12 protein-coding genes are annotated in these 13,180 nt (G+C 71.7%); 7 read left to right on the forward strand and 5 right to left on the reverse strand.

The window, feature by feature from the left end; translation table 11 throughout:
* Positions 1-5 precede the first annotated feature (5 nt).
* Positions 6-503, forward strand: coding sequence for an ATP-binding protein (locus AB0M26_RS00225; protein ID WP_365252014.1), 498 nt, complete (start codon positions 6-8; stop codon positions 501-503).
* Here AB0M26_RS00225 and AB0M26_RS00230 read toward each other — a convergent pair.
* Complete coding sequence (locus tag AB0M26_RS00230; protein WP_365252017.1) at positions 449-823, reverse strand: STAS domain-containing protein; 375 nt, start codon at positions 821-823, stop codon at positions 449-451. The two genes, AB0M26_RS00225 and AB0M26_RS00230, sit on opposite strands and share 55 nt — an antisense overlap.
* A 272-nt stretch (positions 824-1,095) precedes the next feature.
* Here AB0M26_RS00230 and AB0M26_RS00235 point away from each other — a divergent pair, with 272 nt between their 5' ends.
* A complete protein-coding gene (locus AB0M26_RS00235) occupies positions 1,096-1,677 on the forward strand; it encodes a sigma-70 family RNA polymerase sigma factor (RefSeq protein WP_365252019.1) in 582 nt (193 codons plus the stop codon).
* 20 nt (positions 1,678-1,697) lie between these two features.
* Positions 1,698-3,017 (forward strand): maleylpyruvate isomerase family mycothiol-dependent enzyme, encoded by a 1,320-nt coding sequence (locus tag AB0M26_RS00240; protein ID WP_365252947.1) that lies wholly within the window; start codon positions 1,698-1,700, stop codon positions 3,015-3,017.
* Positions 3,018-3,080: 63 nt separating this feature from the next.
* Here AB0M26_RS00240 and purU read toward each other — a convergent pair whose 3' ends face one another.
* Positions 3,081-3,962 carry a formyltetrahydrofolate deformylase gene (gene purU / locus AB0M26_RS00245; RefSeq protein ID WP_365252021.1) on the reverse strand — a complete coding sequence of 294 codons (882 nt, stop codon included), beginning with the start codon at positions 3,960-3,962 and terminating at the stop codon, positions 3,081-3,083.
* A 252-nt stretch (positions 3,963-4,214) separates the two neighbouring features.
* Positions 4,215-4,667 (reverse strand): hypothetical protein, encoded by a 453-nt coding sequence (locus AB0M26_RS00250; protein ID WP_365252024.1) that lies wholly within the window; start codon positions 4,665-4,667, stop codon positions 4,215-4,217.
* Positions 4,668-4,848: 181 nt separating this feature from the next.
* On the opposite strand from AB0M26_RS00250, the gene AB0M26_RS00255 reads away from it, so the two are divergent.
* Entirely contained in the window at positions 4,849-6,237 is a 1,389-nt protein-coding gene (locus tag AB0M26_RS00255; protein WP_365252027.1) for an ABC transporter substrate-binding protein, read from the forward strand.
* Between the two features lie 51 nt (positions 6,238-6,288).
* Here AB0M26_RS00255 and AB0M26_RS00260 read toward each other — a convergent pair whose 3' ends face one another.
* Together AB0M26_RS00260 and AB0M26_RS00265 are read right to left on the reverse strand one after the other, a co-directional pair.
* The gene (locus tag AB0M26_RS00260; RefSeq protein ID WP_365252030.1) at positions 6,289-8,052 is read right to left on the reverse strand and encodes a hypothetical protein; all 1,764 of its coding nucleotides are present in this window, start codon (positions 8,050-8,052) and stop codon (positions 6,289-6,291) included.
* A 348-nt stretch (positions 8,053-8,400) separates the two neighbouring features.
* The gene (locus tag AB0M26_RS00265) at positions 8,401-9,993 is read right to left on the reverse strand and encodes an AMP-binding protein (protein ID WP_365252033.1); all 1,593 of its coding nucleotides are present in this window, start codon (positions 9,991-9,993) and stop codon (positions 8,401-8,403) included.
* Between the two features lie 198 nt (positions 9,994-10,191).
* On the opposite strand from AB0M26_RS00265, the gene AB0M26_RS00270 reads away from it, so the two are divergent.
* The 3 genes from AB0M26_RS00270 to AB0M26_RS00280 all read left to right on the forward strand — a co-directional run.
* Positions 10,192-11,430, forward strand: coding sequence for an amidohydrolase family protein (locus tag AB0M26_RS00270; protein WP_365252036.1), 1,239 nt, complete (start codon positions 10,192-10,194; stop codon positions 11,428-11,430).
* Positions 11,431-11,437: 7 nt separating this feature from the next.
* Entirely contained in the window at positions 11,438-12,595 is a 1,158-nt protein-coding gene (locus tag AB0M26_RS00275; RefSeq protein WP_365252039.1) for an acyl-CoA dehydrogenase, read from the forward strand.
* Positions 12,596-12,600: 5 nt separating this feature from the next.
* On the forward strand, positions 12,601-13,180 hold a 580-nt coding region (locus AB0M26_RS00280; RefSeq protein ID WP_365252950.1), incomplete at its 3' end, for an acyl-CoA dehydrogenase family protein.

Raw genomic sequence — 13,180 nt, forward strand, 5'->3', positions numbered from 1 at the left:
GTGATGTGAATCACGAAACCGAACGTGGCCTGCACATCAGCAGGTTGCCTCTGCCGCACAGTCCGCTGGCCGCCGCCCAGGCACGCCGTCACGTCCGGGACGTGCTCGCGACCTGGGGGTTCGGCGGCGGCGAACTGGCCGAGTCGGTGGAGCTCGTGGCGAGCGAGCTGGTCACGAACGCCGTACGGCACGCCGTGTGCCCGTGCGGCTGCACACGCGGCGTGATCGCGCTGGCGCTGTGGTCGGGGGACGGGCGGCTGCGGGTGGAGGTCGGGGATCCGGCGCGGACGCCGCCGCGGTGGCCGGAAGGCTTGCCGGGCGTACCGGACACGGAGAGCTGCGGCGGTCGGGGCCTGGCGATCGTGGCTGCGCTGGGGAAGGGCTGGGGCTGCTACGAGCGACCGGTGCGCGGGAAGGTGGTCTGGTGCGAGTTCCCGGCGACGGAGGATTACGCGGAAAGCGGGCGCGCCGACTCGTCGAGCGCCGAGGCGACGTCCGAGTAGACCTCGAAGAGGCGGCGGACGCCGAGGGCGGCGAGGACGCGGTTCACATGCGAACCGTCCTCGGCCCCGCGCGCGGGAAGGATCAGCCGCAGCCGGCCCTGGCAGGAGCGCATCAGTCTGCGGGAGGCGATGAGCACCCCGACCCCGCTGGAGTCGCAGAAGCGTACTCCGGAGAGGTCGAGCACAAGGCTGCGGCGGCCGTCGGCCACCGCCTCGTGCACGTGCTGGCGCACGGCGGGGGAGGTCACCAGGTCCATTTCGCCGGAGATCCGTAGCACCGCCCAGTCGCCCTGCTCGGCTTCCATCACCTTCAATGTCACGCGCCCGACGTCCCTTCGCTTGCGATCGCTTATACGGAAGCAGCCCTTCCGGCTGCGGCTGCCCGACCGTCCCCCCTTGAAACACGCGACTCGGTCGTCGCTCATGACGACCCTATGCGCATTCGGGAACACCAGTCTCAGGAGCGACCGGCAAAGTGACCGGATCTATATCAGCTCCGATCGCTTCCGGGGTGCACATTGCCCAAAGGGAGTGCGATATGCGTAGAGCCCACTACATTCGATGGGAACGACGGCAGAGGGATGGGGGCCGGATGGCGAACGACGCATCTCCCCGCTGGGACCGGAAGATGCAGCAGAGGCTGGTGCGCGGCGAGGCAGCCGCGCTCGGTGAGCTGTACGACCGGTTCGCTTCCCTCGTTCACGGTCTCGCCCACCGCGTGCTCGACGACGAGGAGGCCGCCGACCGCGTCACGCGGGACATCTTCGTGCAGATCTGGGAGCACCCGGAGGCGTACGACGCCAACCAGGGCCCGCTGCGCTCCTGGATCGCCTCGATCGCCCACCGGCAGGCGGTGCGGCGGCTGCGCGAGAGCGAGGCGCAGTTCCTCGGCGAGGACGCGGCGCCCGAACGCATAGAGAAGAAGGTCAGGGCGGCATCCGCCGCGGCTCGGGCCGACTACATCAGGAACTCCATGCCCGCGTCGCTCCGCGCCGCGCTGGAGCTGGCGTACTTCAAGCACCTGGACTACCGGCAGACCGCCGCCGACCTGGGCGTCACCGAGGACGAGGCCCGGCGCCGGCTGCGGCTCGGCCTGCAGTTGCTGTCCACGGCGCACCAGGTGCCGGGGCAGTCCGCGCCGCTGCCGCACGCCGGTCCGGGACGTGCGTTGTGAACGGCCCGTTCGGACCCGACCTGCCCGGAGGGCCGGACAACGGCCCGGCGGAGGAGCGCCCGCGCATACCTCCCCCGCGGGCCGCGGCCGAGGACCGCGGCCCGCTGCCGGACCCGGAGCCGGCGATGCCACCGCCCGCGGAACCCGTTCCGGGGCAGACCCCGCAGCCGGTTCCGCCTGAGCCGGAGGCGCCTGTTCGGACTGGCCCTCCGGTGATTCCGCTCAACCACAAGGTCCTGAAATCACTGTTGGGTGCGTGGGCCCTGTCGGCCTGCTCCGTCGAGGAGACCGCGGCCGTCGAGGCGCATCTGACCGACTGCGCGATGTGCGCGGACGAAGCCGTACGGCTGCGTGATGCGGTCGGCCTCCTGCACAAGGAGGACAACCTCGATCTCGATCCCATGCTGCGCTCCCGCACGCTGGCCGGGTGCCTGGAGCGGCGCCCGGCGCGTATCCCGGTGCCCGAGTGGGCTGCGCCGTACGACGCGGAGACAGCGCGGCTGGACGCGCTGCTCAACGACATGGGCGAGTCGGAGTGGCGCACTCCGGTCCGGCTGCGCTGGTACGAGGGGAGCCGCGGCGTCGAGCGCGAGGCCACCGTCGCCGGGGTGCTGGGGCATCTGATGGCGGTCGACGGCACGGCGGCCGTGGCGCTGGGACTGCCGGATCCACTGGCCGGGCTCGGGGAATTCGCCGGGCCCGGCACCCCGCCGGAGTCACCGGCCTCCCGCACCGAGGCGTACTGGCGGTCGCAGATGCCGGAGCCACCGGGCTCGGTGCGCGACCTGTGGCGCGACCAGGCCCGCTCGATGGTCCGCACGGTCGGCTTCGCGGGCGGCCCGGCCGCCGAACAGCACGTACCGTACGGGGAGTTCGGGCTGCCCCTGCGCGACTCCTTCCTGGACCGGGCCTTCGAGTGCTGGATGCACGCCTGGGACATAGCCGAGGCCGTGGACTATCCGTACGGGCCCCCGGCGGCCCCGCATCTGCACCTGATGATCGACCTTGCCGTGCGGCTGCTGCCGGAGGCGCTCGCCGGGCGGCGCAGGGCCGGGCTCGCCGGGCCGGTGCGCCGCCTCGGCGCGGCCGGAAAGCCGGGCCGCACCCTGCACTTGGAGGTGGAGGGCAAGGGCGGCGGCCACTGGTACATCCCGCTGGACTCGCCGGGCGCTGTGGCGACCCCGGAGGAGGAAGTGGCGCGGGTGGCGCTGGACGCCACCGAGTTCTGCCAGCTCGCGGCCGGGCACATCCTGCCGGAGGACGCGGCGGCGGGGCAGGAGGGCGACCGGGAGGCGATCCGCGAGGTTCTCTCCGCGGCCGCCGCGCTTTCGCGCCTCTGACGTCGGGCCCCGCCGGTGCCGTACTGCCCCGGAGTGTCGCGGTGCGCCGGGCCCGGGGGTGCGTCAGGCGAAGACGACCGTGCGGCTGCCGTTGAGAAGGACACGGTGCTCGCTGTGCCACTTCACAGCGCGGGCCAGTGCCTGGCACTCCACATCGCGGCCGATCGCGACGAGCTGGTCCGGTGTGACCCAGTGCCCCACGCGCTCGACCTCCTGCTCGATGATCGGGCCCTCGTCGAGGTCCGCGGTCACGTAGTGCGCAGTGGCGCCGATCAGCTTCACACCACGGGCGTGCGCCTGGTGGTACGGCTTCGCGCCCTTGAAACTCGGCAGGAACGAGTGGTGGATGTTGATGATCCGCCCCGACAGGGCCTTGCACAGATCGTCCGAGAGCACCTGCATGTAGCGGGCGAGCACGACCAGCTCGACGCTCTCGTTCTCGACGATCCTCAGCAACTGCGCCTCGGCCTCCTGCTTGTTCTCCTTGGTCACCGGAATGTGGTGGAAGGGGATGTCGTATCCGGCGACGAGTTCGGCGAAGTCGGTGTGGTTGGAGACCACGGCCGCGATCTCCACCGGCAGGGCGCCGATCCGCGTACGGAACAGCAGATCGTTCAGGCAGTGACCGAACTTGCTGACCATGAGGACGACCCGCATCTTCTCCTCGGGCCGGTGGATCTGCCAGTCCATTCCGAAGCGGTCGCCGATCGCGGCGAAACTGGCCCGCAGCTTCTCCAGCGTCACGGGCTGCTCGGCGGAAAAGTGCACCCGCATGAAGAACAGTCCCGTGTCGTGGTCGCCGAACTGCTGGCTGTCCTCGATGTTGCAGCCGGTCATGAAGAGGTAGCTGGACACGGCGTGCACAATGCCCTGCTTGTCCGGGCAGGAGAGCGTGAGGACGTACTGCTCGGGGTCGTGCGGGGCGGCGGACGGGGACTCGTTCATGACCCCATAGCGTTGCACAACTGCGCGGCTCACCCGCACCGAGCCCGAATCGTGGCCCCGACCGAACTCCGACCGACCCGAACCGTGGCCCCGGCGGAGCCCCGACGGCCCCGAACCGTGGCCCCGGCGGAGCCCCGACCGAGTCCGCCCGTCCCCACCGGGCCCGCTTCCGGGCCGACGGTTCCGGCGGGTGGTCGGAGACGGTCACATCACCGGGGACCGTCCCCAACGGCGCCGCGGTGCAGACGGGAATCAGACGGCGTCGGAAGCGATCTCCCGCTTCATGATCGCGAGTACGTCGAGCGAGACCGGCGCGGCGTCCGGGTCCTCGCCGTCGTTGGCGGCGAGCCGTACGTGCGCCTCGCGGGCGGCCCGCACGGCCTCGCTCCACCCGTGGTGCTCCAGATAGGCCGTCACGGGCGCGTCCGGGCCCACCCGGTGCATGATCCGCAGCACGCGCAGCACGGCGACGTCCACGAGCGCTGCCTCTTGCGAGTCGCGGAAGATCGTGCCGACGTACTTCTCGGCGGACCAGTTGTCCAGCCAGGTGTCCTCGACGAGCCGGTAGACGGCGTCGGTGACGTCGCCGTAGCCTTCGCGGCCGGCGAGCCAGCACTCCTTCTGGAACACGGGGTCCGAGAGCATGTGCAGCGCGGAGCGCACATTGCTGCGCCAGCGCCACCACGGCATGTCGTTGAGTGGCATGCCGCCCATGGTGGTCGAGCGACGGCCGCGACGGGAAGACCTCTCCTTACCTTGCACAGCTCCCGATCGTACGTTCTTCACAAGTGGCCCGTGCGCGGACCCTTGCTGTTCACTCGTGGGCTACGCGCCGTTGGCCGGACGTCACTCTTCCGTTATGGGGCCGACGGAAGGGTTATGCGGTATGACCGGACGGCGACACTCCTCTTCTTCGCGCCCCATTCGTCCCTCCAGCCCCCTACGTCCCTCTCACTCCGTCAAATCCGTCAAAGCTGCCGCGATCACATCGGTCGCCGTGCTGGCGGCGGGTGCGGCGGTGCTCGCCGGCTGCGGCTCGCTCTCCGGCGCCGCGCGCACGGCCGATCCGATCGTCGTCATGACAATGGCCCCGGAGGGGACCAAGGCCACCAACATGCCAGGCATGCCCGCCATGGCGCAGGCATACGCCCGCTGGATCAACAGCCGGGGAGGACTCGGCGGCCGCGAGCTCAGGGTCATCCGCTGCAACGACCGCAACGAGTCGGTGAACGCGGGCCGCTGTGCGCGGCGGGCCGTCGCGGAGAACGTCGTCGCGGTCGTCGGCTCGTACAGCCAACACGGCCGTTCCTTCATGCCGCAGCTCGAAGCATCGGGGATTCCGTACATCGGCGGATACGGCATAGCGGACGAGGAGTTCAACAGCCCGCTGTCGTACCCCGTCAACGGGGGCGTCGCCACCCTCCTCGCGGGCAACGGGCGGCAGCTCGCGAAGAGTTGTGACCAGGTCTCGCTCGTCCGGCCCGACACGATCGCCGGCGACCAGATGCCCTCCCTGATGAACGCGGGTCTGGAGCAGGCCCACCGGAAGGCCGCCCACGACGTCCGGGCGCCCGAGGACGCCACCGATTACACCCCGCAGGCCGAGCGCGCCCTGTCGCGCGCGGGTGCCGACCCCGCCCTCCTGGGGACCGCGGAGTACACCGCGACGTCCGGCGGTGCCTGCGTCACCGCGGCGCTCGGCGACCGCACCGACAGCTTCTTCGACTCGTTCCGCCGCATCCAGGGGGACAAGGAGAAGGTCACGATCGCCTCGGTGCTCGGCAGCGTGCAGCAGTCGCTGGTGACACGGACCGGCGGCAAGTCCAGCCCGCTGGAGGGCGCGTACGTCACCGGGTGGTACCCGGCGGCGAGCGACCCGCGCTGGGCGCCGATGCGCAAGGTCATCAACGAGCACGCCTTCGGCGACAACCGCATCGACCCGGCCGATCCGGGTGTGCAGACGACCTGGATCGCCTACACGGTGCTGCGGTCCGCGATCGAATCGCTGGACGGCGGCGAGGTCACGGCCAGGTCCGTGCGCAGGGCGCTGGACGGCGGTCTCGGGACCGGCGGGGTGGACACGGGCGGGCTGACGCCCAAGCTGAGCTGGCGGTACGAGGACATGCTCGCGGTACGGGGCTTCCCGCGGATCACGAATGCGCGGGTGACCTACCAAGTCGTGCGCGACGGACGCCTGGTGCCCGTCGGAAGCGGTTCGGTGGACGTCGCGAGGACGCTGGAGGAGCGGGCCGAAGTCGGCGAGTACGGGGGCTGAGCCTGCGGGTACGGGGGCTGAGCCTGCGGGTACGGGGGACTGGGACGTACCTCAGAGTTGGGTGACCTGGCGCTTGGTGAGGGCGTACTTCTCGGCGATCGTGTTCCAGAGCTGGGACGCCTGCCTCTTCGCGGTGGTGGCGTTCCCGCTGGCCCGGTTGCCGGCGGCCGTCTGACCCGTCACCCGCGCCTTGCCGCCCGGGCAGGACTTCTTGCGCCCCTTGGCGACCTGGTCCGCCCAGGCCGCGTAGTGGTTGTCGGCGGCGGCGGATGCCTTCCAGGCGCTCGTGAGCGAGGACGTGAGCGACCGGTGGTCGGGGAGCTTGTCGACGGAGATCTTGCCCAGGCGGGTCACGAGGCTGTTGCGCTGGCCCGCGGCGGAGCGGAGGTCCTGCGCGGCCTGGTTGAGGTTCCGGCAGGACTTGATGTTCTCGACGGACCTGATCACCGTGGCGCGGCTGTTGTTGCTGTCGGCGAGGAGCCCGTCGAGCTCCTTGGCCTGGGACTCGGCCGGATCCGCGGCCGGTGAGGACTTGTTGCCGTCCCCGGCACCGGCGTCCTTCGCCTGCGCGGTCTTCTCGGTGGTGTCCGTGTCGTCACCACCACCGCTCAGCGCGGCACCGGCCGCGAGCCCCGCGACGGTGCAGCCCGCGATGACGATGCCGATCAGGGCGAGCGGGGAGAGGCGCCGGCGGCGGGCCTCCGGCTCGTACGAGTCGTGCGGGGGCGGCTGGTTGCCGTAACCCTGGGCGCCGCCGTGACCCTGCTGGGTCGCGTACGGCGGGTGGACGCTGTGCTGCTGCGCGTTCTGCGGAGTCTCCGTGAAGCGCGGCAGGTGCTGGGTGGCGCCGGGCGGCTCGGTGTTCGCCACGGCCGGGGACTCTGCCCGGAACAGGCCGTCGAAGTCGGCGAGCGGCTGCCGGTCGCCGGGCATGCCGGGGCGGATGCCGAACGGGGTGCTCGCGGGCGGGGCCAGGGCACCCGCGGCGGGGTCGCGCGGAGGCTGCCCTTGCGGATTGGGCTGCTGCGGGACGGGGCCGGAGGCGCCGGGGACCGGGGGGATGTACTGCGTGGCCTCGGCGTCGGGATTGCCGTCCCCCTGCTGCTGGAGCGGTCTGCGGCCGAGGAATGTCGTGGACTCGGAAGGGGCCTCGGGAGTCAGCGCGTCTCCGCCGGTTATGGGCGCTATGTACTGGGTCGCGTCGGTGGGGGACGTCGCACCGGCGTCCGGCCGAGGCGGCGTCTGCTGTGCCTGCGGCGTCTGTTGCGGGGGGAGGGGCGTCCCTTCGGGGGGCAGCGGGAGCGGCTGCGTGGGCTGCGCCTGATACCCGGGCCCCGCGGGCGGGCCGGATTCGGCGGGCGGGCCGGATTCGGCGGGCAGGTCGGGCGGCGGTGTCGCCTGGGCCCAGGAGCCGGGGTACGGGGGCGGGGCGGGCTGCGTGGACGGGTCGGGCCGCATGGACGGGTCGAGCTGCGCGGGCTGCTGTGGCGCGCCGTGCAAGCCCGCGGATGCCTGCGTATCGGGCTGCGGCGCCCATGCGCTGGAATGCGGCGCCCAGGCGTTGGACTGCGGCGCCCAGGCGTTGGACTGCGGTGCGGCCGGGTCCTGCAACTCCTGCGAGGCGGGCCCGGCCGGCGGTGCGGGCGGTGTCTCAGCCGAATCCGGGCCCCAGGGCCGGTCCCATGGCTGACCGGCCGCAGGGGCGGCCTGCTGCTCGGGCACCCATGGATCGCCGTTTGCGGGCAGCACGACGCCCTCATGGGCGTGCCGGGTCGCAGGGAGCTGCGACTCGTTCCCCTGTCCGCTGTGCGTCACCGGGACTCCTCATGCCTGATGCGGAACGTGCTTACGGAAGCGTCGGTTCACGCTACCGGGTCGCTCGCGCGCTCGGCCACGGCCCCAGACCTGCCCGCAGGTCCAGAGCCGTGGTGTGCGGTGCGGGGGTGCGGACGGGGCCACCAAGCGTGCTGTTCGGGACCCTCGCGAGGCCGCGTCCGGGGGTGGGGAGTCCCGGACCGCGGTTCTGCTGGTTCCCGTTGCGTGACGAAGAACTCCTTCGGGGAGTTCCTTCGCGGTACTCGTTCGCAGGACTCCCTTCGGGGAACTCCTTCGCGGAACTCCCGCGCGGCCGCGCGTTCGCGGACCGCCGGCTCCCGCCGGGCGTCACATCGCCGAAAAGCGGTCCCGCAGCCGGTACTTGAGCACCTTGCGCAACGCCTCGTTGCGGGGCAGCGCGTCCACGATCTCGAGCTGTTCCGGGAGCTTGTGCACGGACAGCCCGTGGTCCCCCAGATAGGTGGTGACGGCCTCCAGCGTCAGCGGCTCCGTGTTCCTCGGCTGCTCGACCACCGCGCACACCCGCTCCCCGCGGGCCGGGTCCGGCAGGCCGATGACGGCCACGTCACCCACGGCCGGGTGCTGGTAGAGGAGTTCCTCGATCTCCTTGGCCGAGATGTTCTCGCCCTTGCGGATGATGACGTCCTTCAGCCGTCCGGTGAGGACGAGATGGCCGTCCTCCCGTACGTGTCCCAGGTCGCCCGTGATGAAGAAGCCGTCCGCGTCGAACGCGGCCGCGGTCTGGACCGGGTCGGTGTAGCCGCGGCAGACCGCCTCCCCGCGCAGCCGGACCTCACCGTCGGCGATGCGGATCTCCATCGCTGCGGGCGGACGCCCCTCCGTGTGCGCGAGTTGCTCGTCGGTGTCGTCCGGCGACCCCATGGTGATCATCGGCGCCTCGGTCATGCCGTAGCCGTGGGTCAGCCGGCAGCCCAATTCGGCGACCACCTCGTGGTACAGCTCCGGCGGCTTCGGTGCCCCGCCGCCCGCCAGCAGGCGCAGCGACGGGATGAGCCGGCGCGAGGGGTCCTTGCGCTGCTCGGCGAGGAACATCGAGTAGAAGGCCGTGGATCCGCCGGCGACCGTCACGCCGTGGCGCCGGTAGGCGTCCAGTGACGCCGGGAGCGCGAACTGCTCCAGCAGGACGGCCGGGAAGCCGTACAGCAGCATCATCACCAGGTAGTCGGGCCCGCCGATGTGCGCGTACGGGAATGCGATCGAACCGACGTCCGTGGGGCGCAGCCGCAGGGCGTGGGCGAGGCAGGAGCCCCCGGCGATCAGGCTGCGGTCGGTGTGCAGAACGCCTTTGGGGTCGGATGTGGTGCCCGACGTCCAGTAGATCCAGCGGACGTCGGTGCCGGAGGCCGGGGGCGGGGGGAGCAGCCTGGGTCCGGCCTCGGGCAGCGCGTCGTACGCCTCGAGGATGCGGGGCGGGTACGGGAGGCGGCGGGCCATCTCCGCGTAGTCGAAGCCACGCCAGGTGCCCGGCACCGCGAAGAACTCCGCCTCGGCCGTCCGCAGGGCGAACCCCACCTCGCGGTCGCGGTAGACGGGGATGACCGGACTCTGGACGGCGCCGAGGCGCGCCAGTGCCAGGGAGAGCACGACGGTCTCGATGCGGGTGGGGAGCTGCCAGGCGAACGGTGTGCCGGGACGTACGCCCAGCTCGTACAGCCCGGCGGCCACCCGCTCCGCCCGGTCCCGCAGTCCGCCGAAGGTGAGTCGCCGGTCCTCCTCCGCCGACGCGCCGGCCTGGAGGAGGGCGGGGGCGTCTGGGGTGAGGCCGGCGCGGCGGTCGACCAGCTCCCACAGGGTCGCGGACGCGGCCAGTTCGTGTGCGGTGGCAGCCGCGGTGGCGGTGGCTGCGGCGCGTGGTGCGGAGGTGGCGCGTTCGCGTGCGGTGGCCGTGGCGTCGTCCATGGACACTCCCCAGATCTGATGAACCGTCAGATCACTTGCCCGGAAGCGTACGGGTACGCGCCTTGTCGGTCCAGGGGTCCGCGGCTAGCCTCATTTTCTGACGGACCATCAGAAATACTTGTCGGAAACAGTGATCGGAAACGGCCAACCGGAAACGGCCGACCTGAACGGGCAACCGGAAACGAGGGGAGACGGTCGATGGAGCTACCGCGGATCGTCAGCGTCGACGACCATGTGATCGAGCCCACGCACCTCTTCGAGACCTGGCTCCCGGCCCGGTACCGCGACCGCGGGCCGAAGCCGCTGACGGCCGGGATCGGCGAACTGGCGTACATCGGCGGCAAGTACGTCATCACGATGGACCCGGAAGGGCCACCGACCGACTGGTGGATCTACGAGGACCTCAAGTTCCCGTACAAGCGCAACATCGCCGCCGTCGGCTTCGACCGTGACGAGATGACGCTCGATGGCATCACCCGCGAGGAGATGCGGCGCGGCTGCTGGGACCCGAAGGCGCGCCTCGCGGACATGGACCTCAACCACGTAGAGGCCTCGCTCTGCTTCCCCACCTTCCCCCGCTTCTGCGGGCAGACCTTCGCCGAGGCGGGCGACAAGGACGTCGCGCTCGCCTGCGTGCGCGCCTACAACGACTGGATGGTGGAGGAGTGGTGCGGTGACAGCGGCGGGCGACTCATCCCGCTCTGCCTCATCCCGCTCTGGGACATCGACCTCGCCGTCGCCGAGATCCGCCGCAACGCGTCGCGGGGCGTCCGCGCCGTGACCTTCAGCGAGATCCCCACCCACCTCGGGCTGCCGTCGATCCACTCCGGCTACTGGGACCCGTTCTTCGCCGTCTGCGAGGAGACGGAGACCGTGGTCAACATGCACATCGGGTCCTCGTCGCAGATGCCCGCCGCCTCCCCGGACGCGCCCCCCGCCGTACAGGCGTCGCTCAGCTTCAACAACGCGATGGCGTCGATGATGGACTTCCTCTTCAGCGGGGTGCTGGTGAAGTACCCCCGGCTCAAACTGGCGTACAGCGAAGGGCAGATGGGCTGGATCCCCTACGCCCTTGAGCGGGCGGACGACGTCTGGGAGGAGCACCGGGCGTGGGGCGGCGTGCGCGACCTCATCCCCGAGCCGCCGTCCACGTACTACTACCGGCAGATCTTCTGCTGCTTCTTCCGCGACAAGCACGGCGTCGCCTCACTGGACGCGGTCGGCCGGGACAACGCCACCTTCGAGACCGACTACCCGCACGTCGACTCGACCTTCCCGCACACCAAAGAGGTTGCGCTCGACCATGTGAAGGGGCTCGACGAGGAGACCATCCACAAGCTGATGCGCGGCAACGCCATCCGGATGCTCGGCCTCGACCTGGACCGGGACCGGGCCCCGCTGACCGCCGACCGGGACCGCCTCGCCGGAAAGCGGTGAACGCAGCGTGGACCTGGCGTACAGCGAGGAGGAGGAAGCCTTCCGCCATGAGCTCCGGGCCTGGCTCGGCAAGGCGCTGCCGGGGCTCCCGCCGAAGCCGGACCCAAACGACTGGCCCGGGCGCAGGGCCTACGACCTGGGCTGGCAACGGGCGTTGTACGACGCGGGGTACGCGGGCCTGCACTGGCCGGCCGACGCCGGCGGGCGCGGCGCCACCCCCACCCAGCACCTCATCTTCCTGGAGGAGACCGAGCGGGCCGGAGCGCCCTACGTCGGGGCGAACTTCGTCGGCCTCCTGCACGCGGGGCCCACCATCGCCGCCGAGGGGACCGAGGAGCAACGGCGGCGCTGGCTGCCACCGATCCTGCGCGGCGAGGAGGTCTGGTGCCAGGGCTTCAGCGAGCCCGGCGCAGGATCGGACCTGGCGGCGCTGCGCACCCGGGCCGTACGCGACGGCGACTCCTACGTGGTGACCGGTTCAAAGATCTGGACCTCGCACGCCGAGGTCGCCGACTGGTGCGAACTCCTCGTCCGTACCGACCCGGACGCGCCCCGGCACTGCGGCATCACCTGGCTCGCGATGCCCATGGACGCCGAGGGGGTGACCGTCCGGCCGCTGCGCACGCTGGCCGGGTCGGCGGAGTTCGCCGAGGTCTTCCTGGACGAGGTGCGCGTGCCGGTCTCCTGCCGGGTGGGCGAGGAGAACGACGGGTGGCGGGTCACGATGGTGACCCTCTCCTTCGAACGCGGGACCGCCTTCGTGGGCGAGGTCGTCGCCTGCCGGCGGGTGCTGGAGGAACTGGCGCACGCGGCGCGGGCGAACGGGCGCTGGGACGACGCCGTACTGCGACGCCGCCTGGGCCGGCTGGCGGCGGACTTCGCGGCGCTGTGGCGGCTCACGCAGTGGAACGTGAGCGCGGCCGAGGGCACGGGCGGGGTGCCGGGGGCCGGCGGTTCGGTCTTCAAACTGCGGTACTCAAGCGCGCGGCAGGAGCTGTACGACGCGGCGGCCGAGGTGCTGGGCGCCGCCGACGCGCTCGACACCGGGCACCCGTGGACCGCCGACCGGCTCTCCTCGCTCTCGTACACGATCGCCGCCGGCACCTCGCAGATTCAGCGGAACATCGTCGCCGAGCGGATCCTCGGCCTGCCGAAGGGGCGGTGAGCACGGTGGACTTCCGGCTCACGGAGGACCAGGAGGCGCTGCGGAAGGGATTCCGCGAACTGCTGGCGCGGAGGTTCCCGCGGGAGCGGCTCAGGGCCGTGGTCGATCACGCGCCTTCCCCGAGGGCGCGGTTGGACCGGGAGCTGTGGCGGGACCTGGGCGAGGCGGGCTTCTTTGCGCTGCGGCTGGAGGCGGGCGGCAACGGGGCGGAGGGGGAGGGGGTGGGGCTGGGGCTGCCGGAGGCGGTGCTCGTCTTCGAGGAGGCGGGGCGCGCGCTGCTGCCGGGGCCGTTGGTGGCGACGCATCTGGCGGTGACGCATCGTGTGGCTGCGGATGCGGGGGTGTCTTCTCGTGCGGATGGCGCTGCGGGCGGGGGCGCGTACGCGGGCGCGGGTGGCGTCGGGGCCGCCGCGGCCCGCGGTGAGGCCGTGGTGACCGCCCTCGACGTACGCGGTGCGCGTGACGGTGGTGCTGCGCTGATCGAGCACCTCCCGTCGGCCGACGCCGTACTGGTCGTCGGCGATGACGGCGACGCGGACGTACGAGTCGTCGGAGTCGGCGCGCCCGGGACGGGCGTGATCGGTG

Origin of the sequence: Streptomyces sp. NPDC051776 (assembly GCF_040681345.1) — a bacterium.
In the GTDB taxonomy this organism is placed as follows: Bacteria; Actinomycetota; Actinomycetes; order Streptomycetales; family Streptomycetaceae; genus Streptomyces.

What these genes read in the sequence shown, in the direction of transcription:
- AB0M26_RS00265 (WP_365252033.1), bottom strand. Translation starts at nt 9,993, where the DNA reads ATGGACGACGCCACGGCCACCGCACGCGAACGCGCCACCTCCGCACCA.
- AB0M26_RS00250 (WP_365252024.1), bottom strand. Translation starts at nt 4,667, where the DNA reads ATGCCACTCAACGACATGCCGTGGTGGCGCTGGCGCAGCAATGTGCGC.
- AB0M26_RS00270 (WP_365252036.1), top strand. Translation starts at nt 10,192, where the DNA reads ATGGAGCTACCGCGGATCGTCAGCGTCGACGACCATGTGATCGAGCCC.
- AB0M26_RS00235 (WP_365252019.1), top strand. Translation starts at nt 1,096, where the DNA reads ATGGCGAACGACGCATCTCCCCGCTGGGACCGGAAGATGCAGCAGAGG.
- purU (WP_365252021.1), bottom strand. Translation starts at nt 3,962, where the DNA reads ATGAACGAGTCCCCGTCCGCCGCCCCGCACGACCCCGAGCAGTACGTC.
- AB0M26_RS00255 (WP_365252027.1), top strand. Translation starts at nt 4,849, where the DNA reads ATGACCGGACGGCGACACTCCTCTTCTTCGCGCCCCATTCGTCCCTCC.